Origin of the sequence: Agromyces hippuratus (genome assembly GCF_013410355.1) — a bacterium.
Classification (GTDB): Bacteria; Actinomycetota; Actinomycetes; order Actinomycetales; family Microbacteriaceae; genus Agromyces; species Agromyces hippuratus.
Window position 1 is genome coordinate 3,052,286 of the sequence record NZ_JACCFI010000001.1, and the last position, 22,627, is coordinate 3,074,912.

The following is a 22,627-nucleotide window of genomic DNA, read 5'->3' on the forward strand; positions in this document are numbered from 1 at the left end:
CCTAGAACCCGGGGATGAGGCTGACGACGAGGTCGATCAGCTTGATGCCGATGAAGGGGGCGATGATGCCGCCGAGGCCGTAGATCAGCAGGTTGCGGCTGAGGATCGCGGACGCGCCGCCGGCCTTGTACTTCGCCCCTCGAAGTGCGAGCGGGATCAGGATCACGATGATGATCGCGTTGAAGATGATCGCCGACAGGATCGCCGAGGCGGGGGAGTGCAGCTGCATGAGGTTCAGCACGGCGAGCCCTGGGAAGACGCCCGCGAACATCGCCGGGATGATCGCGAAGTACTTCGCGACGTCGTTGGCGATCGAGAACGTCGTGAGCGCGCCGCGCGTGATGAGCAGCTGCTTGCCGATGCGCACGATCTCGATGAGCTTCGTCGGGTCGCTGTCGAGGTCGACCATGTTGCCGGCCTCCTTCGCGGCCGACGTGCCCGTGTTCATCGCGACGCCGACGTCGGCCTGCGCGAGCGCCGGGGCGTCGTTCGTGCCGTCGCCGGTCATGGCGACGAGGTTGCCGCCCGCCTGTTCGCGCTTGATGAGCGCCATCTTGTCTTCGGGCGTGGCCTCGGCGAGGTAGTCGTCGACGCCGGCCTCGGCCGCGATCGCCTTTGCCGTGAGCGGGTTGTCGCCCGTGATCATGACCGTGCGGATGCCCATGGCGCGGAGCTCGGCGAAGCGCTCGGTGAGGCCGTCCTTCACGACGTCCTTCAGGTGCACGACGCCGAGCAGGCGCGCCTCGCCGTCCGCGTCCTTCGCGGCCACGACGAGCGGCGTGCCGCCGCTGTTCGAGATCGCCTCGACCCGTTGCTCGAGCTCGTCGTACGTCGACGAGGCGATGCGACCGGATGCCTCGACCCACGCGATGACCGCTGAGCCGGCGCCCTTGCGGATGCTCGAGCCGTCGGGCAGGTCGAGCCCCGACATGCGGGTCTGCGCCGTGAACGGCACGACCTCGCCGGCCACCCCGTTCCCTGAGCCGGTCGAAGGTTCGAAGCGGATGCCGCGTTCCGCCGCCAGGTCGACGATCGACGATCCCTCGGGGGTGGGGTCGGCGAGCGACGAGAGGGCCGCGGCCCGCTCGAGCTCTGAGACGTCGACGCCCGGCATCGGCACGAACTCGCTGGCACGGCGGTTGCCGTAGGTGATGGTGCCGGTCTTGTCGAGCAGCAGCGTCGTGACGTCGCCCGCCGCCTCGACGGCCCGGCCCGACATCGCGAGCACGTTGCGCTGCACGAGGCGGTCCATGCCCGCGATGCCGATGGCCGAGAGCAGGGCGCCGATCGTCGTCGGGATGAGGCAGACGAGCAGTGCGATGAGCACCGGGATCGAGACCGGCGACGCCGCGTACGAGGCGATCGGGTTCAACGTGAGCGTGACGATCACGAAGATGATCGAGAGGCTCGCGAGCAGGATGTTCAGCGCGATCTCGTTCGGCGTCTTCTGGCGCGACGCACCCTCGACGAGCGCGATCATGCGATCGACGAAGGTCTCGCCGGGCTTCGAGGTGATGCGCACCACGATGCGGTCGGAGAGCACGCGGGTGCCGCCGGTGACCGCCGAGCGGTCACCGCCCGACTCGCGCACGACCGGGGCCGACTCGCCCGTGATCGCCGACTCGTCGACCGAGGCGATGCCGTGGATGATGTCGCCGTCGCCCGGGATCGACTCGCCCGCCGTCACGACGACGATGTCGCCGAGCCGGAGGTCGCCCGAGGGGACCTCGGCGATCGCGGAGCGCTCGGCCGCGGCATCCGATACCTCGTCGTACGCCGTGACGCGGCGCGCGACCGTCGACGTACGGGTCTGCCGCAGCGTGTCGGCCTGCGCCTTGCCGCGCCCCTCGGCCACCGACTCCGCGAGGTTCGCGAAGAGCACGGTGAGCCAGAGCCAGACGGCGATCGCCCAGGTGAATGAGAGCGGCACGGCGGTGCCGCCCGATGACTCGGGGCCGCCGAGGAACGGCTCGGCGATCGCGAGCACGGTCGTGAGCGCGGCGCCGACCTCGACGAGGAACATGACGGGGTTGTGCCACATCTGCCTCGGGTCGAGCTTGCGGAACGCGCCGGGCAGGGCCGCGACGATCTGCGCGGGTCCGAACGCGCCTGCGGGGCGCTTCGAGGGGGAGCCCATCTGACGGGGGGTGTGCTCCGCCTGCTCGGGCCCTTCGACAGGCTCGGGGAGCGTAGTGATGGTGGTGGACATGGATCAGTTCAGCCCTTCAGCCAGGGGACCCAGCGTGAGAACGGGGAAGTAGGTGAGCGCGGTCACGATGACCGTGACGCCCACGAGGAGGCCGACGAACTGCGGCCGGTGGGTGGGCAGGGTGCCTGCGGTGGCGGGCACCCTGTCCTGCGCGGCGAGGCTGCCGGCGAGGGCGAGCACCAGCACGATCGGGATGAACCGGCCGAGCAGCATCGCGACGCCGAGCGCCGTGTTGAACCACGGGGTGTTCGCGGTGAGGCCCGCGAACGCCGAGCCGTTGTTGTTCGACGCGCTGGTGAACGCGTAGAGCACCTCGCTCATGCCGTGGATGCCGGGGTTCCAGATCGAGACCGACTCGACGTCCTCGCGGATGCCGGGGATCGCGAAGCTGAGGGCGGTGCCCACGAGCACGAGCGTCGGCGTGACGAGGATGTAGAGGCTCGCGAGCTTGATCTCGCGCGGGCCGATCTTCTTGCCGAGGTACTCGGGCGTGCGGCCGACGAGGAGGCCGGCGATGAACACCGCGATGATCGCGAGCACGAGCATGCCGTAGAGGCCCGAGCCGACGCCGCCGGGGGCGACCTCGCCGAGCATCATGTTCAGCATCGGCATCATGCCGCCGAGGGCGGTGAACGAGTCGTGCATGGAGTTCACGGCGCCGGTCGAGGTGAGCGTCGACGTGGTGCCGAAGAGCGCCGAACCGAAGATGCCGAAGCGCGCCTCCTTGCCTTCGAGCGCGCCACCGGCGAGCTCGGGAGCGGTGCCGTTGCCGCCCGACTCGAGCGCGCTGAGCGCGAAGAGCGAGATCAGGTAGAGCGTCGCCATGACGGCGAGGATCGCGTAGCCCTGCTTGTTGGAGCCGACCATCCTGCCGAAGGTTCGGGGCAGGGCGAAGGGGATCGCGAGCATGAGCACGTTCTGGAAGAGGCTCGTCCAGGCGGTTGGGTTCTCGAACGGGTGGGCGGAGTTCGCATTGAAGAACCCGCCGCCGTTCGTGCCGAGCAGCTTGATGACCTCCTGCGAGGCGACCGGGCCGCCGGGCAGGTTCTGGGTGTTGCCCGCGAGGGTCGTGATCTCGGTGAAGCCGTTGAAGTTCTGCACGACGCCGCCGATGAGCAGCACGATCGCGCCGACGACCGAGAGCGGCAGCAGCAGGCGGAACGCGCCGCGGAACAGGTCGACCCAGAAGTTGCCGATCGTGCCGGAGCCACGCCGAGCGAAGCCGCGAACGAGCGCCACGGCGACGGCGATGCCGACGGCGGCCGAGACGAAGTTCTGCACCGCGAGGCCCGCGAGCTGCACGGTGTAGCCCATCGTGAGCTCAGGCGAGTACGACTGCCAGTTCGTGTTCGCGACGAAGGACGCCGCGGTGTTGAACGACAGCCCCTCGGGCACGGCAGGCAGGCCCAGCGAGTAGGGCAGCACCGCCTGGGCGCGCTGCAGCACGTAGACGAACAGCAGCCCGACGACCGAGAACGCGAGCACGCCGCGGAGGTAGGCGGGCCAGGACTGCTCCGAGCGCGGGTCGACGCCGATGAGGCGGTAGAGGCCGCGCTCGAACCTCCAGTCGCGATCGCTCGTGTAGAGGCGCGCCATGTAGTCGCCGAGCGGGCGGTAGAGGAGGGCGAGGATCAGGGCGAGGGTGGCCGCCTGCATGACGGCGAAGAGGCCCTCCATCAGAACCGCTCAGGTTTGACGAGGGCGTACACGAGGTACACCACAGCGGCGACACCCAACGCGGCAGCGAGGAGTTCGAAGAAGATCACAGCTTCTCGACCCCCCTGGCGATGAGGCCGACGAGTACGAACACGGCGATGATGCCGAGAATGTAGACGACGTCGAGCACGAAGACTCCAGGTTCGGGAGTTCCGCGGGCCGCGGTCGCGGCATGCGGGCAGGTTTCGACAGGCTCAACCGGCAGATCCGATGCAACACCCGAGCGGATGCCCCGGCGCCGATCCTCACGGACCCCTAACGCCTCGTCGGGCGATCCGAATGCGCCGCTCACGTGACGTCGGCAGTGCCCGCGGGGCGATACCTTTGGCTACATGAACGCGGCGGACACCATCTCGGTCATCACCGAGGTGATCGGATGGTTCGCGCTCGCCGCGGGGCTCGGGTGCCTGCTGCTCGCGCTGCTCATCCGCGTGGCCGACGGCCGCTGGTTGCGCACCGAGGCGGTCGTCGTCGATGACGACGGCGGCGGCAGCATCGTGCGGTGGTTCACCGACGACGGCTTCCAGTCGCGTCGGCTGAGCGCCGACGAGCGTGCGCACGTCACCAACCCCGACGAGGAGCCCGCGTTCTACAAGGAGCGGGAGCCGTACCGACTGCGACTCCACGAACCGCCGACGGGTCGACGGGTCATCCGCATTCTCGGCATCGTGTTCCTCGGCATCGCCGCGGCATCCGCCGTCATCGGCATCGTGCTGATGTTCGTCGGCTGAGCCCTACTCGAGCGCCGCGAAGCGCTCGATGTCGCCCTCGGTGCCCGAGACGATGATGAGGTCGTGGTTGGAGACCACCGTCTGCTCGGTCGCGTAGGTGAACGGCTTGCCCGGGCTCTTCACGCCGACGACGGTCACGCGGTACTTCGAGCGCACGCCCGACTCGGTGAGGTTCTTGCCGCGGATCGGCTTCGGCGGATACATCTTCACCAGGGCGAAGTCGTCGTCGAACTCGATGAAGTCGAGCATGCGGCCGCTCACGAGATGCGCGGTGCGCTCGCCGGCCTCGCGCTCGGGGTAGATGACATGGTTGGCGCCGATGCGCTGCAGGATCTTGCCGTGCGAGGCCGAGATCGCCTTCGCCCAGATCTGCGGGATCTTCAGGTCGACGAGGTTGGCCGTGATGAGCACGGATGCCTCGATCGACGAGCCCACCGCGCACACCGCGATGGAGAAGTCCTGCGCGCCGATCTGCTTCAGCGCATCGATCGACTTGGCGTCGGCGACGACGGCGTGGGTGACCCGCTCCGACCACTTCTGAACGAGGCCCTCGTTCTCGTCGACGGCGAGCACCTCGCGGCCGAGACGGTCGAGCTGACCCGCGGTGGCGGCTCCGAAGCGGCCGAGGCCGATCACGAGCACCGGGGCGTCGTGCCTGATTCGATCAACCAACGATGGGCCTCTCTTCCGGACGTTTGAACAACTGCCGGCGCTGGCTCGCCGCCAGGGCCGCGGCGAGTGTCACTGTACCAACCCGCCCCATGAACATCGTGGCCGCCATGACGTAGACGCCCTCGGGCGGCAGCTCGGCCGTGAGGCCCGTCGAGAGCCCGCACGTGGCGAACGCCGAGATCACGTCGAAGAGCACGTAATCGAAGGGCTGCTTCGTGATCTGCAGGATGGCGATCGACGAGACGGCGACGATCGTCGCACCCCAGAGCACCACGCTGACCGAGAGGCGCAGCATGTCGCGCGGGATGCGCCGGCCGAACGCCTCCATCGAGGGGGCGCCGCGGGCCTCGGCGAAGGCCGCGAGGAACAGCACTGCGAGGGTCGTGACCTTGATGCCGCCGGCGGTCGACGCCGAGCCACCGCCGATGAACATGAGCATGTCGGAGACGAGCAGGCTCGAGCCGTTGAGGTCGTGCATGTTGATCGTCGAGAACCCGCCCGACCTCGTCATCATCGACATGAAGAAGGACTGGAAGACCGTCGGGCCGGCGTCGAGCTGGCCGTAGGTCTTCGGGTTGCCGTACTCGAGCAGCAGGAACATCGCGGCACCGGCGACGAAGAGGATCGAGGTCGTCGCGAGCGTGAGCTTCACGTGCACGCTCCAGCGGCGCGGCTGACGCCAGGCCCGCGCCAACGCGAAGATCACGGGGAAGCCGAGGCTGCCGAGGAACACGCCGAGCATGAGCAGCGACTGGAACCAGTAGTCGCCGACGAGCGGCTCGAGGCCGCCCGGGTTCGGGCTGAACCCGGTGTTCGTGAACGCCATGGCCGAGTAGTAGAAGCTGTACCAGAACGAGTGCCACGCGTCGTAGCCCGCCGCGAGCATGCTCGGGATCATGCCGATCGCGATCGTCACCTCGATGACGAGTGCGCTGATCGCGACGGTCGCGAGCAGCCCGCCGACCTCGCCGAGGCGCACCGCCTGGCGTTCGGAGACCGGGCCGACGTGGATGCGCGAGGGGTTCGAGTCGCTCGCGGCGATGAGCTTGGCCCGCAGGCCGAGACGCCGGGAGATCACGAGGCCGAGGATGGACGCGAGCGTCAGCACGCCGACGCCGCCGATGTTCACGCCGATGAAGACGAGCACGTTGCCGAACGGCGACCAGTGCGTCGCCATGTCGACCGTCGCGAGGCCGGTGACGCAGATGACCGAGACCGCGGTGAACACCGCGTCATGGAGCGGCGTGACCTGCCGGTCGGCGCTCGCGATCGGCAGCGAGAACAGCACGGTGAAGAGCACGATGAGCGCCGCGAAGATGAGGATCGCGAATCGCGACGGCGAGTGCTTCATGAGCGTGTCGACCGCGTCGCGAACCTTGCCGAGCCACGACCGGCGGTCGACTCGGCCGAGTCGACCCATCGGCTGTGCGCGCATCGAGCCCCCTCCGCCGTCACCGAACGCGTGAGTCATGGTACTCCCCACGCGGAGTGACTAACCTTGGGGCATGGCGGACATCTTCGACGTGGTGGCGGACTCGACGCGACGCGACATCCTCGCAGTGCTCCTCGAGCGCGAAGCGGAGGTGCCGTCGTCGGGCGGTGAGATCAGCGTCTCCGAGATCGTGAGCGCGCTCGGCGCGAGTCAGCCGACGGTCTCGAAGCACCTGAAGGTGCTGCGCGAATCGGGCCTCGTCGCCGTGCGTGAAGAGGGCCAGCACCGCTACTACAAGCTGGACCGCACGCCGCTCGAGACGCTCGAGGACTGGCTGATCCCATTCGTCTCGACGGATGCCGCGGCCGACGCCGCGACGCTCGCGAGCGCCGGTGCCCGCGACGAGGTCGCCCTGAACAACGAGCAGTTCGCCTTCGCCGCCGCCATCGGCAAGGCGTTCGCCGAGACCGCGCACCAGGTCACCGCGGTCGTCGCACCCAAGAAGCGCCGCTGAGCCGGCTCCCTCCTCAGCCCACGAGGGCGAGCACGAACGCGAGGCACGCCGCGGTCGACGCGATCGTGCGCACGTGGTTCCACGCGAGCCAGCCCGGGCGGAACGCCGTCCATGCGGCGGCGAGCGCCGAGGCATCCGTTTCGGCAGCGGCCGCCAAGCGGTTGTTGCGCGGCACGTTCGCGCCGCCCGTCACGCCGACCACGCCGACCAGGTAGAGCGCCGCGCCGCCGAGCGACCACCACGTCGCCCCTTCGGGTTCGCCCAGGAACGCGAACACGGCGAGCACCGCCACCACGAGCGCCGTGCCGAAGATCGCGAGCATGAGCGGGGCGCGCACGGCGGTGACGTTGATCTCGCGCATCGCCCGCGCGGCGTCAGCGGCGGGCAGACGCCCGATGCCCTGGGTGACGAAGCCCGAGAAGGCGAAGAAGACGCCGGCGACGAGGCCGGTGCCGAGGATCGCGACGACGAGCAGCACTTCCAGCGATGCGGGCATGCGCCCAGTCTGCCGTGCGGGTTCCGACGAGCTCAACCGGCAGAGGAAGGTTTCGACGAGCTCAACCGGCAGGCGGGCTCAACCATCGGAGGAACTCAGTGCAGCGGCTTGATCATCTCGAGTTCGAGCCCGCCCGGCGCGAGCTCGTACTCGCGGCTGCGGCCGGTGAGCGTGAAGCCGAGCTTCTCGTAGAAGCGGATCGCCCGCGGGTTGTGCTCGTGCACCTCGAGGCGCAGCGTGCCGCCGAACTCGCGCGCCCAATGCTCGACCGCTTCGAGCAACCGGCGCGAGACGCCGGCCTCGTCGCCGCGGTGCTCGGGTGCGACGTAGACGCCGACGAGCATCGGGCCCGACGTGGCATCCGGAATGTAGCCGCCCATGTGCCCGATCCAGCGCTCGCCGTCGATCGCGACGATCGAGGTCTGCCGGGGCGTGGTGCCTCGTGCGGCCCGCGCCCGCCAGGTCGCCTCGTCGGCGTCGAGGGCCGTGGCGAGGGTCTCGCCGTAGGCCAGCGGGGTGTCCCGCAGCATCTCGAGGCGGAGGGCTCGCACGGCTTGCCAGTCGGCTTCCTCGGTGGTTCGGATCACGAGATCGGGGCGGGGCATCCCTCGACGCTAACCCATCGGGCGAAGGCTGCCGTTCGGATCCGGTAGACTACCCCGAGGCTTTCTGGCCTCCGGCCGCGGCACGCGCGTCCGACTCGATCTTTTCTGTGAGGTTCTGATGGGTTCCGTCATCAAGAAGCGCCGCAAGCGTATGGCGAAGAAGAAGCACCGCAAGCTGCTTCGCAAGACGCGCCACCAGCGTCGCAACAAGAAGTAGTCCTTCGAGACGACGGCTGAGCGTCAGGCCCTGCGGCCTGGCGCTTTTCGCTGTACCCGGAAACCGGTCGCCCTCGGCCGGCGCCCGGCATCGGCGGCGTACCCTGAGACGGTGACCCGACGCGACATCCGACTCACGCTCATCGGCAAGCCCGGCTGCCACCTCTGCGACGACGCACGGGAGGTCGTGCAGGCCGTGGTGGCCGAGATCGAGGCGACGGATGCCCCGCCGCGCATCGTGCTCGACGAGCGCTCGATCCTCGACGACGACGAACTGCGCGCCCGCTACGCCGAGGAGATCCCCGTCGTGCTCATCGACGACGTCGTGCACAACTACTGGCGCATCGACCCGGTGCGGCTGAAGACGGCACTGCTCGCCGGCTGACTCCCGATCCGCGATCGTGTCGCGTTGTCACTCGACGCGCGCTGTGGCACGGTTGACGGGTAGCCGTCGGGGGTCGACGGCTTCTGAGCGGGAAGGGCGTGTGCCGGGGCATCCCGCCCTCGTCATCGCCCTCCCAGACCTGGGAGACCGACTGTGAGCACCAAGCCCGACGTCCAGCGTTCGACACTGCCGATTCCGGACCTGGCCTACACGGGCACGGTGACGTACGACGCGACCGACCCCGACACGCACTACCCGCCGATCGAGCGGCTGCTTCCCCCCGAGGGTGCACCCAACGTGCTCGTGGTGCTCATCGACGACACCGGCTTCGGCGCATCGAGCGCCTTCGGCGGGCCCGTGCACACGCCGAACTTCGAGCGGGTCGCCGCGCAGGGGCTGAAGTACACGCGCTTCCACACGACCGCGCTCTGCTCGCCGACTCGTGCTGCGCTGCTCTCGGGCCGCAATCACCACACGGTCGGCATGGGCGGCATCACCGAGATCGCCACGAGCGCGCCCGGCTACAACTCGCTGCGCCCGAACAACTGCGCGCCGCTCGCCGAGACGTTGAAGCTCAACGGATACAGCACCGCCCAGTTCGGCAAGTGCCACGAGGTGCCCGTCTGGCAGTCGAGCCCCGTCGGCCCGTTCGACCAGTGGCCGAGCCCCGGCGGCGGCTTCGAGTACTTCTACGGCTTCATCGGCGGCGAGACCAACCAGTGGTACCCCGCGATCTACGAGGGCACGACGCCGGTCGAGCCGTGGGGCACCCCTGAAGAGGGCTACCACTTCATGGCCGACATGACCCAGAAGGCCATCGACTGGACGAAGCAGCAGAAGGCGCTCGCCCCCGACAAGCCCTTCTTCACCTACTTCGCGCCGGGCGCGACCCACGCCCCGCACCACGTGCCCGCCGAGTGGGCCGACAAGTACGCGGGCAAGTTCGACCAGGGCTGGGACGCCCTGCGTGAGGAGACCTTCGCGCGGCAGAAGGCGCTCGGCGTCGTCCCCGAGAACGCGGTGCTCACCGAGCGCAGCCCCGGCATCCCCGCGTGGGACGAGATGAACCCCGAGCTGCACCCCGTGCTCGCCCGCGAGATGGAGGTCTACGCCGGGTACCTCGAGTACGCCGACCACTACGTCGGCGAGTTGCTCGACGCCCTCGAGGAGCTCGACGTGCTCGACGACACGCTCGTCTACGTGATCATCGGCGACAACGGGGCATCCGCCGAGGGCACCATGAAGGGCACGACGAACGAGGCGTTCACGATCAACCACATGAACGAGCTCGAAGACGACGCCTACCTCATCGAGCACCAGGACGACCTGGGCACCCCCCGTTCGTACAACCACTACGCGATCGGCTGGGCGCACGCGATGGACACGCCCTACCAGTGGACCAAGCAGGTGGCGAGCCACTGGGGAGGCACCCGCAACGGCACGATCGTCTCGTGGCCGAACGGCATCGCCGCTCGCGGCGAGATCCGCAACCAGTTCGCGCACGTCATCGACGTGGCGCCGACGGTGCTCGAGGCTGCCGGCATCCCCGAGCCGGCGACCGTGCACGGCGTCACGCAACGGCCCTACGAGGGCACGCCGATGAACTCATCGTTCGCCTCTGCCGACGCGGAGGAGACGCACACCACCCAGTACTTCGAGATGCTCGGCAACCGGGCGATCTTCCACAAGGGGTGGACGGCGGTCGCCAAGCACAAGGACCCGTGGCTCGCGTCGAGCCACGGCCTCGACGACGACGTGTGGGAGCTCTACAACGTCGAGGAGGACTGGACCCAGTCCAACGACCTCGCGGCGAAGGAACCCGCCAAGCTCGCCGAGCTGCAGCGGCTCTTCCTGATCCAGGCCGCGCGATTCAACGTGCTGCCCATGGACATCCGCTCGGCCGAGCGGTTCAACGAGGAGATCGCCGGGCGGCCCGCCCTCGTGAAGGGCACCTCGCAGACCCTGTACTCGGGCATGAAGCGCCTCAGCGAGAACTCGGTCGTCAACATCAAGAACAAGTCGTTCACGGTGACCGCGAAGGTGACCATCCCCGAGTCGGGCGCGGCCGGCGTGATCATCGCGCAGGGCGGCTCCTACGGCGGGTGGAGCCTGTACCTGCACGAGGGAACGCTGCGCTTCGCGTACAACATCATGGGCATCGAGACCGACTACACGACCTCCGAGGCGGTGCTCGAGCCGGGTGCTCACGAGCTCCGCGTGCACTTCGCGTACGACGGCGGGGGCCTCGGCAAGGGTGGCGCAGTAACGCTCTTCGACGGCGAGACGAAGCTCGGCGAGGGCCGGGTGAGCCGCACACTGCCGTTCTTCTTCTCGATGGACGAGACGGTCGACGTCGGCGTGGATGTCGCGTCACCGGTGTCGGCAGACTACGAGGCGACCGGCAACGCATTCTCGGGCAAGATCTCGTGGGTGCGCATCGATGTCGGCGACGACAACCACGACCACCTCATCGACCCCGCCCACCAGATGCAGATCGCGATGACCCGGCAGTGAGCGCGAACGACTCCGTGCGGGCGCTGCCGTCGTGGACGGACGGTGCGACCCGTGACGCGATCATCGACTTCGTGGCATCGGTCACCGACGGCCCCGGCGCCGTGCCGGTCGAGGAACGCGTCGCGGTCTTCGACAACGACGGCACGCTCTGGACCGAGAAGCCCATGCCCACGCAGTTGCACTTCATCGTGCAGCAGTGGGCCGCGGCAGCCGCGGCCGACCCGTCGCTCGCCGAGCAGCAGCCCTACAAGGCGGCCGTCACCGGCGACCTCGCGTGGCTCGGGGGAGCGGTCGACAAGCACTACGCCGGCGACGACTCGGATGTGAAGGTCATGATCGGCGCGATCCTCGGGTCGACCGCCGATCTGGGCGTGGAACAGTACGCCGCGATGGTCGCCGACTTCTACCGCGACGCCCGGCACCTGACCCTGCACCGGCCGTACGCCGAGGTGGTCTACCAGCCCATGGTGGAGCTGCTGCGGTACCTCGAGGCCAACGGCTTCTCGAACTACATCGTGTCGGGCGGCGACCGCGACTTCATGCGGCCGATGACGGCGGAGTACTACGGAATCCCGCCCGAGCGCGTCATCGGGTCGGCCCTCGGGCTCGGCTACGACGAGGCGTCGAACCAGGTGCACTATCACTCGACGTTCGACTTCATGGACGACGGCCCCGTGAAACCGGTGCGCATCTGGACGCGCATCGGGCGCCGCCCGATCTTCGCCGCCGGCAACTCCAACGGCGACATCCAGATGCTCCGCTACACGCAGGGCAGCGCGCAGCACCTCACCCTGCTCGTGCACCACGACGACGACACCGGTCGTGGCGACACCCCCTACGACAAGGGGGCCGAGCAGGCGCTCGCCGCGGCATCCGAGCACGGCTTCACGGTCGTGAGCGTCGCGCACGACTGGGCGAGCGTCTTCCCCGACCCGGCAGCATAGGCGAGCGGATGTCGCGCACCACCGTTGCATCGCGGCGGCGACCGTTGCTGTTCCCGACCCTTCGCGGCTATCAGCGCGGCTGGCTCGGGGCCGACCTGCTCGCGGGGCTGTCGGCCGGGGCCGTCGTCATCCCTCAGGCGATGGCGTACGCGACGATCGCGAACCTGCCGGTGCAGGTCGGGCTCTACACGTGCATGGTGCCGATGCTCGTCTACGCGATGCTCGGCGGCTCACGGGCGATGAGCGTGTCGACGACGTCGACGATCGCGACGCTGACCGCGACGACGCTCGTGTCGGCGGGTGTCGCCGCGGGCTCCGACGACCCCGTGCCCGACCTCATGGCGCTCACGCTCATGGTCGGGCTGCTCCTGCTCGTCTGCCGGCTGCTGCGGCTCGGCTCCCTCGTCGAGAACATCTCGAAGGCGACGATCGTCGGCATCCAGGTCGGCGTCGGCGCGACCGTCGCGGTCGGCCAGCTGCCGAAGCTGCTCGGCGAGACGTCGAACTTCTCGGGCCATGGATTCATCCGCTCGCTCGTCGCCGTCGTCGAGGCCGTGCCCGGTGCGAACCCGGTGACGATCGCCCTCTCGGCCGGATCGATCGTCGTGCTCTTCCTGCTGAAGCGCTTCGCCCCGCGGGTGCCCGGGCCGCTGATCGTCGTCGCCGCGGGCATCCTGCTCGTCGCGTTCGCCGGCCTCGAGGGTGCGGGCGTCGAGCTCATCCCGCCGGTGCCGCAGGGCTTCCCGCCGCCGTCACTGCCCTCGTTCGCGCACGTGCCCGAGCTCATACCGGGTGCGCTCGCGATCGCGGTGATGGCGTTCCTCGAGTCCGCCGCGGTGGCGCGGGGCATCCGCAAGCCCGGCGAACCGCAGATCGACAGCGACCAGGAGCTCTTCGCGACCGGCGCAGCCAACACCGTCGGCTCGTTCTTCCAGGTGCTGCCCGCCGCCGGCGGCTTCTCGCAGAGCGCGGTGAACCAGGGCGCCGGTGCGCGCACGCAGCTCGCGACGATCGTGACGGTCGTGCTCGCGGTGCTCGTGGCGCTGTTCCTCGGGCCGGTGCTGAGCCTGCTGCCGCAGGCGACGCTCGCCGCACTCGTCTTCGTCGCCGTGATCAGCCTCATCGACGTCGGCTCGCTCGTGCGGTTCTGGCGCATCAGCCGGAACGACTTCTGGATCGCCGCGGCCACGGCGTTCGTGGGGCTCACCGCGGGCCTGCTGCTCGCGGTCGTCGTCGGCGTCCTCGCGACGTTCGTCGTGGTGCTGCGCGAGCTCGACCGGCTGCGCATCGACGTGGCCGAGCCGGTCGACGGCGTGCTGCCCGTGCGCCTCATGGGCCCGCTCTACACCGCGAACGTGGTCGCCAACGAGAACGCGGTGCTCGCCGCCGCGGCCGCCGCCGAGGAGGCAGCTGCCGATGGCGCGGGCATCCGGGCGGTCGCCCTCGAACTCACCCGGCTCTCGGCGACGTCGATCACGGTGCTCGACACGCTCGCCGACCTCGATCGCGAACTCGCCGCGACCGGCGTCGAGCTGCGACTTGCCGCCGTGCCCGAGCCGGGGGCGGTGATCGCGCGTCGCACGAGCTGGTTCGCCGGGCTCGAGGCCGCCGGGCGGGTCTACCCGACGCTCGAGGCCGCGGTCGCGGTCGGGGCTCGGCCGGCCGGGTAGCGCCGGGTCAGGAATCGCGGGCGCAGCGGAACCCGATGTGCGTCGTCGCCGAGTCGTCGGCCTGCGGTGAGCGGGCCGCCGGCCGGTAGCGCAGGCAGTAGTCGGGGGAGCACAGGTGCGAGCCGCCCTTGAGCACCCGGCGCGGGATGCGCGAGCCGGGCTCGGCCGACGCTGCGGCGAGCAGGTTCGGGCGCCGCTCGGCGTCGACCGCATCGACGCCCGGCGGGTTGTGGCGCGCGGTGTAGAAGTCGGTCGTCCACTCCCACACGTTGCCGGTGACGTCGAAGAGCCCGTAGCCGTTCGCCGGGAAGGTCTTCACGGGCGAGGTGCCCGCCCAGCCCTCGGCGCCGGTGTTGCGGTAGGGGAACGAGCCCTGCCAGCGGTTGACCATCAGCCGGCCGTCGGGGAACTCCTCATCGCCCCAGGCGAAGCGCGCGCCGTCGAGCCCGCCGCGCGCGGCGAACTCGAGCTCGGCCTCGGTCGGCAGACGCTTGCCCGCCCAGGCGGCGTAGGCCGAGGCATCCTCGAAGCTCACCTGCACGACCGGATGGGTCGGGCGGTCGACGAGCGCGTCGACGGCGCCGAACTGAGCCTGCCGAACGGATGCCTCGGGGCCGAACGGGTGCCGCCAGCTCGCGCCGGCGCCCCAACGCCACCACTGCCGCCACTCGCGCAGATCGACGGGGCCCGGGGTGGGCGTGAACACGAGCCCGCCGGGCACGAGGTCGGCCGGGTCGACGCCGGGGAAGTCGGCCGGGTCGAGCGGGCGTTCGGCCACGGTGACATAGCCGGTCGCCTCGACGAACGCGGCGAACTGCTCGTTCGTGACCGGGTGCACGTCGAGTTCGAACGAGCCCACCGTGCGCTCGTGCACGGGCGTCTCGTCGGCGTAGAACTCGTCGGAGCCCATGCGGAACGTGCCGCCCTCGATGCGGATCATGGGCGTGGGCTCGGTCATGTCTTCGAGCCTACGACGGGTGACTACGGCTGCAGGCGCGTCGGGCCGCGGAACAGGTACGTGGTCTCGCGGATCGAGTGCTCGTTCAGCATGAGCATCAGCACGCGCGCGAGGCCCATGCCGAAGCCGCCGTGCGGCGGCACGCCGTAGCGGAAGAAGTCGAGGTAGAACTCGAGCTCCTCAGGGTCCATGCCCTTGTCGCGAGCCTGCTCGACGAGCACGTCGATGCGGTGCTCGCGCTGCGCGCCCGTCGAGATCTCGACGCCGTTGTAGATGAGGTCGTAGGAGTTCGTGAGACTCGGGTCGCCCTCGTGCCGCATGTGGTAGAACGGCCGGATGCTCGCCGCGTAGTCGGTGAGGAAGACGAAGTCGTGGCCGAACGCCTCCTTCACGTACGCCGAGATCTGGCGCTCGCCCTCGGGGTCCATGTCGTCGTCGGTGCGCGGGATGACGTAGCCGCGGTCGGCGACGATCTGCTTCGCCTCGGCGAGCGGGATGCGCGGGAACGGGCGCGTCGGCACCGTGAGCTCGATGCCGAAGAGCTCGGCGATCTCGGCGCCGTGCTTGTCGACGACGGCCTGGAAGCCCGCGACGATGAGTTCCTCGTGCAGGGCCATGACGTCTTCGTGCGAGTCGATCCAGCTGATCTCGGTGTCGACCGAGGTGAACTCGGTCGCGTGGCGCGAGGTGAACGAGGGGTCGGCGCGGAACGCGGGCCCGACCTCGAAGACGCCGCCGAAGCCGGCCGCCTGCGCCATCTGCTTGAAGAATTGGGGGCTCTGCGCGAGGTACGCCTTGCCCTCGAAGTACTCGACCTCGAAGAGTTCTGCGCGCGACTCCGACGCCGAGGCCATCAGCTTCGGGGTCTGGATCTCGATGAGGCCCTTCTCGACCCACACGCCGCGGAGCGCGTGGAGGAAGGTGGTCTGGATGCGGAAGATGAGGGCCTGCTTGGGGTGACGCAGGTCGAGGAAGCGCCAGTCCATGCGCTTGTCGAGGCTCGAGTCGGCCGCGATCGGCGTCTCGGGGTTGGCTGCGGTGACGACCTCGAGCGAGGCGATCTTCACCTCGAGGCCGCCGAGCTTGACGCGCTCGTCGTGCTTCAGCTCGCCGGTGACGGTGATGAAGGAGCCGTGCGCGAGCGCCGAGATCGTCTCGGTCGTCGCCAGGCGAGCGGATGCCTCGGCCACTTCGGCAGGCTCAGTGAGCGAGGGGTCGACCTCGCGCGTCGCGGGGTTCACGAGCTGCACGGCACCCGACTCGTCGCGAAGGATGACGAACTGCACCTTCTTCTGATCGCGCACGGTCTCGACCCATCCGGACACGGTGACGGGGCCGTCGGGGAGGGCGGCGAGGTTCTTGACGAGGGTGCGGGTGCTCACGATCGACCATCCTACCCGTGGGTGTTCGCGACGCGTCCTGTCGGGCGATCGCACGTCGGGCATAGGGTGGCGGGAGACGCGCGGTCGCAGGGGCCGCGAGCGCCGGAGCTTCGGGGGGAGCACGGTCATGGACGGAAGCGATCGTCGAGTGCCGATCGACGCGCAGCAGGTGGCGGCGCCGCTCTCGCGCTCGGCAGTCTTCCTCGTGGTGACGATCCCGTCGGGCGACGACGTGCTGCGCACCGCGCTCGAGGTCGTCGCCGGCATCGACGATCTCGTCAAGTCCGTCGGATTCCGCGACCTCGGGGCCAACCTCTCGTGCGTCGTCGGCATCGGCTCGGACCTCTGGGACCGGCTGGGTCGAACCGACCGGCCGGCCGAGCTGCGTCCGTTCACGCAGATCGTGAACGGGGAGCACCGCGCACCGGCGACCCCGGGCGACCTGCTGTTCCACATCCGCGCGGACCGGGCCGACTTCTGCTTCGAGTTCGAACGGCTGCTGCTCGAGCAGCTCGGCGACGCGGTCGAGGTGGTCGACGAGGTCAACGGGTTCCGCTACTTCGATGCGCGCGACCTGCTCGGGTTCGTCGACGGCACCGCGAACCCGTCGGGCGCAGGCATGGCGGAGGCGACCCTCATCGGCGACGAGGACCCGGCATTCGCCGGTGGGAGCTACGTCGTCGTGCAGAAGTACCTGCACGACCTCGCCGTCTGGAACGCGATGACGACCGAGCAGCAGGAGGCGGTGATCGGAAGGAGGAAGGCCGACAACCTCGAACTCGACGACACCGAACCGCAGCGGGCGCACAAGACGCTCGCGACGATCACCGGCGACGACGGCGAGGAGCTCGAGATCCTGCGTGACAACATGCCGTTCGGCAGCCCCGCGAGCGGCGAGATGGGCACGTACTTCATCGGGTACTCCCGCCGCTTGTGGGTCATCGAGCGGATGCTGCAGCGCATGTTCCTCGGTGATCCGCCCGGGTACCACGACCGCATCCTCGACGTGTCGACCGCCACGACGGGCGGCACGTTCTTCGTGCCGCCGCTCCATCTGCTCGAGGCGCTCGCCGACGGCGACTGACGATCGCCGTGCGCCGGTGGCGACGACGAGCGGGACGCACGGCGGATTCAAAGGAAGCCGCTCTCTAGACTGGAAGCCGTGCCGGCCGAACAGATCCATCTCGTGCGCCATGGCGAGGTGTTCAACCCCCAGGGTGTGCTCTACGGACGACTCTCGGGATTCGGACTCTCCGACCTCGGTCGCGCGATGGCGCAGGCCGCCGCCGACGACCTCGTCGCCCGTGATCGCGCGGTCGGCGCACTCGTCTCCTCGCCGCTGCAGCGCACGCAGCAGTCGGCCGAGCCGATCGCCGCGGCATTCGGCCTCGAACCGACGCTCGACGAGCGCGTGATCGAGCCCGAGAACCGCTTCGAGGGCAAGCGCATGCGCGGCCACGACGGTGCGCTCCGCGACGTCCGCAACTGGCCCCTGCTCGTGAACCCGTGGGAGCCGAGCTGGGGCGAGCCGTTCCGCTCGATCGCCGATCGCATGCTCGCCGCCATCGGCGACGCGTGGCAGTCGGTCGATGGCGGCGACGTCGTGATCGTCAGCCACCAGTTGCCGATCTGGATGGTGCACCGCCGCCTCGCCGGCCTCTCCCTCGCGCACGACCCCCGTCGTCGGCGCTGCGCACTGTCGAGCATCACGACGCTCGAACCTTCGACCGGCTCAGGCAGCAAGCATGGGTTCGTCGAGGTCGGCTACACCGATCCCGCGGCGGGACTCGCCGCCCAAGCCACAGATGTCGGAGCCGTGTGATGCGCAGTCGTTGGTCGTTGACGGCGGTCGTCGTGGCATCCGCCCTGCTGCTGACCGGGTGCACGAGCGACCCGCTCGCCGACCAGTTCCGCGAGGGCAGCGGCAAGAACTACATCGCCGGTGACGGCACGATCACGGTGTACGACGCCGCCGATCGCGGCGATCCCATCGAGTTCGACGGTGAGACCGTCGAGGGCGAGCAGTACGACTCGGCGGATGACGCGGGCAAGGTGCAGGTCGTCAACTTCTGGTACGCGGGCTGCGCGCCGTGCCGCGCCGAGGCGCCCATCCTGCAGGAGGTGCACGAGTCGGTCGACGCCGACGAGGTGAGCTTCGTCGGGGTGAACGTGCGCGACCAGGCGGGAACCGCCGCGCCGTTCGAGAAGGACTACGGCGTCACGTACCCGTCGGTGCTCGACGTCGAGACCGGCGTGGCGCAGCTCGCCTTCGCGGGCAAGGTGCCGCCCGCCGCCGTGCCGACGACGATCGTGCTCGACCAGAGCGGCCGGGTCGCGGCCCGCGTGCTCGGCCAGCTCGAGGACGCCTCGATCCTGCAGACGATCATCGACGACCTCCTCGCCGAGCAGGCCTAGCGCATGGGCGAGATCGTGTTGAACGGGCAGCTGCTCGCGGCGATGCCGATCGCGATCGCCGCCGGGCTCGTCTCGTTCCTCTCTCCGTGCGTGCTGCCCCTCGTGCCCGGCTACCTCGGTTACCTGGGCGGCTTCACCGATGCCTCTGCCGACGCCGCCACGGAGCGGAAGAACCGCCGACGGCTGCTGCTCGGCGTGCTGCTCTTCATCGCCGGGTTCACCGTCGTCTTCGTCAGCTTCAACCTCGTCGCGGGCTTCGCCGGGTCGTGGCTCGTGCAGTACGCCGACCTGATCGTGCGCATCGCCGGAGTGCTGCTCATCGTCATGGGGCTCGTCTTCATCGGCCAGTTCACGTTCCTGCAGCGCACGATCAAACCCTCGTGGCGCCCGGCGACGGGCCTCGCCGGGGCGCCGCTGCTCGGCATGGTGTTCGGCCTCGGCTGGACTCCGTGCATCGGCCCGACCCTCGCCGTCGTGCTCGCGCTCAGCGCCGACTCCGCCTCGGCCGGCCGCGGCGTGCTGCTCGGCCTCGCCTACTGCGTCGGCCTCGGCATCCCGTTCCTGCTCGTGGCGGCCGGCTTCAGCTGGGTCACGGGCTCCCTCGCATTCCTCCGTCGTCACATCCGCGCGATCAACATCGCGGGGGGTGCGCTGCTCATCGTGATCGGCGTGCTCATGGTGACGGGCATCTGGTCCATCTGGATGTACGAACTGCAGGCGGTGATCACGGGCTTTGACCCCGCAATCTGATCCCGGCGCGCCCTCGCGGCCCGCCGACCACATCGACTCGACCGAGGCCGACCCCGGCGAGACGCCCGTCAACCAGCCGAAGCTCGGCTTCGTCGGCTGGCTGCGCTTCGCCTGGCGTCAGCTCACGAGCATGCGCACGGCGCTGCTGCTGTTGCTGCTCCTCGCGATCGCCGCGGTGCCCGGCTCGCTCGTGCCGCAGCGGTCGAGCGACCCCAACGGCGTCACGCAGTACTTCGACGACAACCCGAGGCTCGCGCCGATCCTCGACGGCGTCCAGATGTTCGACGTGTACACCTCCGCGTGGTTCTCGGCGATCTACCTGCTGCTCTTCGTCTCGCTCATCGGCTGCATCATCCCGCGCACGAAGCACCACTTCGAGGCGCTGCGGGCCCGGCCGCCGCGCACGCCGGTGCGGCTCTCGCGTCTCGCGGGCTACACCGAACGGCCGCTGCCGGTTTCGACAGGCTCAACCAGCGAAGCTGCGGCCGCCGCGATCGACTCCGCTGCGAAGCAGCTGCGCCAGGCGGGCTACCGCGTCGAACAGTACGAGGTGCGCGGCGAGCCATCCGTCTCGGCCGAGCGCGGCTACCTCCGCGAGACCGGCAACCTCGTCTTCCACACCGCCCTCGTCGGCGTGCTCGTGGCCGTGGGCTTCGGCGGCGGCTTCGGCTTCTCGGGCCAGCGCGTGATCGTCGAGGGCCAGACCTTCGTGAATACGCTCGCGGCCTACGACTCGTTCAACCCCGGGCGCTTCTTCACCGACACCCGGCTCACGCCCTACAAGCTCTCGCTCGAGAGCCTCGACGCGGTCTACGAGACGCGGAATCAAGACGCGATCGGCCAGCCCATCGACTTCACGGCGCACGTGACCGTGCAGGATCAGGACGGCGAGCCCGAGGACCGCACGGTGAAGGTCAACGAGCCGCTCTACACGCACGGCACCGACGTCTACCTGCTCGGCAACGGCTACGCCCCGACGATCACCGTGAAGAACGCCGAGGGCGAGGTCGTCTTCACCGACGCCGTGCCGTTCCTGCCGCAGGACGCGAACCTCACCTCGATCGGCGTCGTGAAGGTGCCCGACGGCATGCCCGAGCAGCTCGGCATGGTGGGCTTCTTCTACCCGACGCAGACGGAGCTCACCTCGGGGGCGTACACCTCGAGCTACCCCGACCTGATCCTGCCGGTGCTGACGCTCAACGTCTACCAGGGCGATCTCGGCATCGACGAGGGCACGCCAACCTCGGTGTACGAGCTCGACACCTCGACGCTCGAGCAGCTGAGCGGCGGCAAGACCGGCGTCGAGTCGATCGAGCTGAAGCCCGGCCAGACCGCCGAGCTGCCGAACGGTCTCGGCACGGTGACGTTCGACGACGTCACGCCGGGCGCCGCCCCCGCGGTCGACGTGGACGCCGACCCCGACGCCGCTGCCGCCGACGAGCGAAACTACGCGCAGAGCGTCCCGCGCTTCGCGAGCTTCGACATCCATCACGACCCGACGCAGATGTGGGTGCTCACCTTCGCGGTGCTCATCCTCGGCGGTCTGCTCGTCTCGCTCTTCGTGCCGCGTCGCCGCATGTGGGTCAAGGCCGTGACGAAGGCCGACGGCCGTGTCGTGCTCGAGTACGCCGCGCTCGCCCGCGGCGAGGACCCGGGTCTCGAAGACGCCGTGACCGGGTTCGCCGACAAGCACGCCGGGCCACGAGAGGCTGCGGGTTGAGCCTGTCGAAACCCGAGCTCGAAACCGCCCTTGCCGGTTTCGACGGGCTCAACCCGCAGCGCAGACACTTCGACGTAAGGTAGAACAGTGCAGTTGACCCTCGACGAGATCTCCATCCTCTGCGTGTATTCGGCCATGGTCGTGTACGCGATCGCGTTCATCGCGTTCTCGATCGACCTCGCGAGGCGCTCGGCGGCGGCCACGGCGGCAGCGGATGCCGCGGCGCGCGTCGAAGTGAACGAGGCCGTCGCCGTCGGTGCCTCCGGCGGCCAGCGCTCGGCGGTCGCGGCGAAGCCGGCGGCATCCGTCGCCTACGGCCGTTCGCCCGCGCTGCGCGTCGGCGTCGCGATGACGGTGCTCGCGTGGATCCTGCACCTCTCGGCCACGGTGCTGCGCGGCCTCGCCGCCGGCCGGGTGCCGTGGGCGAACATGTACGAGTTCGCGCTCACGGGCACGCTCATCATCACCACGGTCTTCCTCATCGTCATCGTGATCGTGAAGCAGGACCTGCGGTTCCTCGGCACCTTCATCACGGGCCTGGTGCTCGTGCTGCTCGGCGTCGCGGCGCTGAACTTCTACGTCAGCCCGGTGCCGCTGCCGCCGGCGCTGCAGTCGGTGTGGCTCGTCATCCACGTGTTCGTGGCGAGCGCGTCGGTCGGCCTCTTCGCCCTCGGCTTCGCGCTCTCGGTCGTGCAGCTCATGCAGGCGCGCCGCGAGTCGATCGCGGCGACGGCGAAGGCGGCGAAGCTCACCTTCCTCGCGACGCTGCCCGACTCGGTCACGCTCGAGAACCTCGCGTACCGCATCAACATCATCGGCTTCATCATGTGGACCTTCACCCTCATGGCGGGCTCCGTCTGGGCCGAGAAGGCCTGGGGTCGCTACTGGGGCTGGGACACCAAGGAGGTGTGGACCTTCATCATCTGGGTGGTCTACGCCGGCTACATCCACGCCCGTGCGACGCGCGGCTGGCGGGGCTCCCGCTCGGCGTGGCTCGCGATCATCGGCTTCTCGACGGTGCTCTTCAACTTCACCGTGGTCAACCTCTTCTTCAAGGGCCTGCACGCGTACTCGGGTCTCTGATCCACCCGAGCCTTCGCGCGTGAGTACCCGTTCGGCGCGGGAGTCCCCGTTCGTCGCGCTCGGATCTCACTCACGCGCCCATCGGGTACTCCCGCGTGAGCACGAGACAGGGTGAGAGCGTTTGCACTCTCGCGCGCCCGGGCGAGCGCGATGCGCATGTGTTCCGGCCAATCAAGCTGTAAGCGCTTGCATTAACTCCTGATCCGCTGCTAGCG

At 69.4% G+C, this 22,627-nt stretch carries 23 protein-coding genes; 13 read left to right on the top strand and 10 right to left on the bottom strand.

The window, feature by feature from the left end:
* Nucleotide 1: 1 nt before the first annotated feature.
* The 4 genes from kdpB to BJY17_RS14285 form a co-directional block, all read right to left on the bottom strand.
* Entirely contained in the window at nt 2-2,137 is a 2,136-nt protein-coding gene (gene kdpB, locus BJY17_RS14270) for a potassium-transporting ATPase subunit KdpB (RefSeq protein WP_246304042.1), read from the bottom strand.
* A gap of 75 nt (nt 2,138-2,212) precedes the next feature.
* Nucleotides 2,213-3,886, bottom strand: a complete 1,674-nt coding sequence (gene kdpA, locus BJY17_RS14275; protein ID WP_179551947.1) for a potassium-transporting ATPase subunit KdpA — start codon at nt 3,884-3,886, stop codon at nt 2,213-2,215.
* Nucleotides 3,886-3,975 carry a potassium-transporting ATPase subunit F gene (locus tag BJY17_RS19045; RefSeq protein WP_022891167.1) on the bottom strand — a complete coding sequence of 30 codons (90 nt, stop codon included), beginning with the start codon at nt 3,973-3,975 and terminating at the stop codon, nt 3,886-3,888. Before BJY17_RS19045 ends, kdpA begins: the two co-directional genes overlap by 1 nt.
* The gene (locus BJY17_RS14285; RefSeq protein ID WP_179551948.1) at nt 3,972-4,217 is read right to left on the bottom strand and encodes a hypothetical protein; all 246 of its coding nucleotides are present in this window, start codon (nt 4,215-4,217) and stop codon (nt 3,972-3,974) included. The genes BJY17_RS19045 and BJY17_RS14285 overlap by 4 nt, the downstream gene beginning before the upstream one ends.
* Before the next feature lie 40 nt (nt 4,218-4,257).
* Between BJY17_RS14285 and BJY17_RS14290 the strand changes: the two genes are divergently transcribed.
* On the top strand, nt 4,258-4,656 hold the full coding sequence (locus BJY17_RS14290) for a hypothetical protein (RefSeq protein ID WP_179551949.1): 399 nt from the start codon (nt 4,258-4,260) through the stop codon (nt 4,654-4,656).
* A gap of 3 nt (nt 4,657-4,659) precedes the next feature.
* On the opposite strand, the gene BJY17_RS14295 is transcribed toward BJY17_RS14290, so the two are convergent.
* Nucleotides 4,660-5,328 (bottom strand): potassium channel family protein, encoded by a 669-nt coding sequence (locus tag BJY17_RS14295; protein ID WP_074260799.1) that lies wholly within the window; start codon nt 5,326-5,328, stop codon nt 4,660-4,662.
* The gene (locus BJY17_RS14300; RefSeq protein WP_376865090.1) at nt 5,321-6,763 is read right to left on the bottom strand and encodes a TrkH family potassium uptake protein; all 1,443 of its coding nucleotides are present in this window, start codon (nt 6,761-6,763) and stop codon (nt 5,321-5,323) included. The genes BJY17_RS14295 and BJY17_RS14300 overlap by 8 nt, the downstream gene beginning before the upstream one ends.
* A gap of 70 nt (nt 6,764-6,833) precedes the next feature.
* Here BJY17_RS14300 and BJY17_RS14305 point away from each other — a divergent pair, with 70 nt between their 5' ends.
* On the top strand, nt 6,834-7,274 hold the full coding sequence (locus BJY17_RS14305) for an ArsR/SmtB family transcription factor (protein WP_179551950.1): 441 nt from the start codon (nt 6,834-6,836) through the stop codon (nt 7,272-7,274).
* 13 nt (nt 7,275-7,287) lie between these two features.
* Here the strand turns inward: BJY17_RS14305 and BJY17_RS14310 are convergent, their stop codons facing one another.
* Together BJY17_RS14310 and BJY17_RS14315 are read right to left on the bottom strand one after the other, a co-directional pair.
* Nucleotides 7,288-7,770 (bottom strand): anthrone oxygenase family protein, encoded by a 483-nt coding sequence (locus BJY17_RS14310; RefSeq protein ID WP_179551951.1) that lies wholly within the window; start codon nt 7,768-7,770, stop codon nt 7,288-7,290.
* A 95-nt stretch (nt 7,771-7,865) separates the two neighbouring features.
* Nucleotides 7,866-8,375: a GNAT family N-acetyltransferase gene (locus BJY17_RS14315; RefSeq protein ID WP_179551952.1), complete on the bottom strand. Its 510-nt coding sequence runs from the start codon at nt 8,373-8,375 to the stop codon at nt 7,866-7,868.
* Nucleotides 8,376-8,493: 118 nt separating this feature from the next.
* On the opposite strand from BJY17_RS14315, the gene BJY17_RS14320 reads away from it, so the two are divergent.
* The 5 genes from BJY17_RS14320 to BJY17_RS14340 all read left to right on the top strand — a co-directional run bounded on the left by BJY17_RS14320 (nt 8,494) and on the right by BJY17_RS14340 (nt 14,104).
* Nucleotides 8,494-8,592 carry a 30S ribosomal protein bS22 gene (locus BJY17_RS14320; RefSeq protein WP_003792170.1) on the top strand — a complete coding sequence of 33 codons (99 nt, stop codon included), beginning with the start codon at nt 8,494-8,496 and terminating at the stop codon, nt 8,590-8,592.
* Nucleotides 8,593-8,703: 111 nt separating this feature from the next.
* The gene (locus BJY17_RS14325; protein WP_179551953.1) at nt 8,704-8,976 is read left to right on the top strand and encodes a glutaredoxin family protein; all 273 of its coding nucleotides are present in this window, start codon (nt 8,704-8,706) and stop codon (nt 8,974-8,976) included.
* Between the two features lie 153 nt (nt 8,977-9,129).
* Nucleotides 9,130-11,490, top strand: coding sequence for a sulfatase-like hydrolase/transferase (locus BJY17_RS14330; protein WP_179551954.1), 2,361 nt, complete (start codon nt 9,130-9,132; stop codon nt 11,488-11,490).
* On the top strand, nt 11,487-12,434 hold the full coding sequence (locus tag BJY17_RS14335) for an HAD family hydrolase (RefSeq protein ID WP_322789846.1): 948 nt from the start codon (nt 11,487-11,489) through the stop codon (nt 12,432-12,434). The genes BJY17_RS14330 and BJY17_RS14335 overlap by 4 nt, the downstream gene beginning before the upstream one ends.
* An 8-nt stretch (nt 12,435-12,442) precedes the next feature.
* Nucleotides 12,443-14,104, top strand: coding sequence for a SulP family inorganic anion transporter (locus tag BJY17_RS14340; protein WP_179551955.1), 1,662 nt, complete (start codon nt 12,443-12,445; stop codon nt 14,102-14,104).
* 7 nt (nt 14,105-14,111) lie between these two features.
* Here the strand turns inward: BJY17_RS14340 and BJY17_RS14345 are convergent, their stop codons facing one another.
* Entirely contained in the window at nt 14,112-15,044 is a 933-nt protein-coding gene (locus BJY17_RS14345) for a formylglycine-generating enzyme family protein (RefSeq protein WP_179552894.1), read from the bottom strand.
* A 41-nt stretch (nt 15,045-15,085) separates the two neighbouring features.
* Complete coding sequence (gene aspS / locus BJY17_RS14350) at nt 15,086-16,444, bottom strand: aspartate--tRNA(Asn) ligase (RefSeq protein WP_322789847.1); 1,359 nt, start codon at nt 16,442-16,444, stop codon at nt 15,086-15,088.
* A gap of 127 nt (nt 16,445-16,571) precedes the next feature.
* Between aspS and BJY17_RS14355 the strand changes: the two genes are divergently transcribed.
* The 6 genes from BJY17_RS14355 (at nt 16,572) to ccsB (ending at nt 22,412) form a co-directional block, all read left to right on the top strand.
* On the top strand, nt 16,572-17,528 hold the full coding sequence (locus BJY17_RS14355; protein ID WP_179551957.1) for a Dyp-type peroxidase: 957 nt from the start codon (nt 16,572-16,574) through the stop codon (nt 17,526-17,528).
* A 78-nt stretch (nt 17,529-17,606) separates the two neighbouring features.
* Complete coding sequence (locus BJY17_RS14360) at nt 17,607-18,266, top strand: histidine phosphatase family protein (protein ID WP_179551958.1); 660 nt, start codon at nt 17,607-17,609, stop codon at nt 18,264-18,266.
* Nucleotides 18,266-18,859, top strand: a complete 594-nt coding sequence (locus BJY17_RS14365) for a TlpA family protein disulfide reductase (protein WP_179551959.1) — start codon at nt 18,266-18,268, stop codon at nt 18,857-18,859. The genes BJY17_RS14360 and BJY17_RS14365 overlap by 1 nt, the downstream gene beginning before the upstream one ends.
* A gap of 3 nt (nt 18,860-18,862) precedes the next feature.
* Nucleotides 18,863-19,609, top strand: a complete 747-nt coding sequence (locus tag BJY17_RS14370) for a cytochrome c biogenesis CcdA family protein (protein WP_179551960.1) — start codon at nt 18,863-18,865, stop codon at nt 19,607-19,609.
* Nucleotides 19,593-21,329, top strand: a complete 1,737-nt coding sequence (gene resB / locus BJY17_RS14375) for a cytochrome c biogenesis protein ResB (protein WP_179551961.1) — start codon at nt 19,593-19,595, stop codon at nt 21,327-21,329. The genes BJY17_RS14370 and resB overlap by 17 nt, the downstream gene beginning before the upstream one ends.
* Before the next feature lie 135 nt (nt 21,330-21,464).
* Entirely contained in the window at nt 21,465-22,412 is a 948-nt protein-coding gene (ccsB, locus tag BJY17_RS14380) for a c-type cytochrome biogenesis protein CcsB (RefSeq protein ID WP_179552895.1), read from the top strand.
* Nucleotides 22,413-22,627 lie beyond the last annotated feature (215 nt).

Excerpts from the sequence above, each read along its gene's own strand:
- BJY17_RS14370 (WP_179551960.1), top strand. The coding sequence starts at position 18,863 with ATGGGCGAGATCGTGTTGAACGGGCAGCTGCTCGCGGCGATGCCGATC.
- BJY17_RS14305 (WP_179551950.1), top strand. The coding sequence starts at position 6,834 with ATGGCGGACATCTTCGACGTGGTGGCGGACTCGACGCGACGCGACATC.
- BJY17_RS14310 (WP_179551951.1), bottom strand. The coding sequence starts at position 7,770 with ATGCCCGCATCGCTGGAAGTGCTGCTCGTCGTCGCGATCCTCGGCACC.
- kdpB (WP_246304042.1), bottom strand. The coding sequence starts at position 2,137 with ATGGGCTCCCCCTCGAAGCGCCCCGCAGGCGCGTTCGGACCCGCGCAG.
- BJY17_RS14345 (WP_179552894.1), bottom strand. The coding sequence starts at position 15,044 with ATGATCCGCATCGAGGGCGGCACGTTCCGCATGGGCTCCGACGAGTTC.
- BJY17_RS14365 (WP_179551959.1), top strand. The coding sequence starts at position 18,266 with ATGCGCAGTCGTTGGTCGTTGACGGCGGTCGTCGTGGCATCCGCCCTG.
- BJY17_RS14340 (WP_179551955.1), top strand. The coding sequence starts at position 12,443 with ATGTCGCGCACCACCGTTGCATCGCGGCGGCGACCGTTGCTGTTCCCG.
- ccsB (WP_179552895.1), top strand. The coding sequence starts at position 21,465 with ATGGTCGTGTACGCGATCGCGTTCATCGCGTTCTCGATCGACCTCGCG.
- BJY17_RS14315 (WP_179551952.1), bottom strand. The coding sequence starts at position 8,375 with ATGCCCCGCCCCGATCTCGTGATCCGAACCACCGAGGAAGCCGACTGG.
- BJY17_RS14355 (WP_179551957.1), top strand. The coding sequence starts at position 16,572 with ATGGACGGAAGCGATCGTCGAGTGCCGATCGACGCGCAGCAGGTGGCG.
- BJY17_RS14300 (WP_376865090.1), bottom strand. The coding sequence starts at position 6,763 with ATGCGCGCACAGCCGATGGGTCGACTCGGCCGAGTCGACCGCCGGTCG.
- BJY17_RS14320 (WP_003792170.1), top strand. The coding sequence starts at position 8,494 with ATGGGTTCCGTCATCAAGAAGCGCCGCAAGCGTATGGCGAAGAAGAAG.
- BJY17_RS14290 (WP_179551949.1), top strand. The coding sequence starts at position 4,258 with ATGAACGCGGCGGACACCATCTCGGTCATCACCGAGGTGATCGGATGG.
- kdpA (WP_179551947.1), bottom strand. The coding sequence starts at position 3,886 with ATGGAGGGCCTCTTCGCCGTCATGCAGGCGGCCACCCTCGCCCTGATC.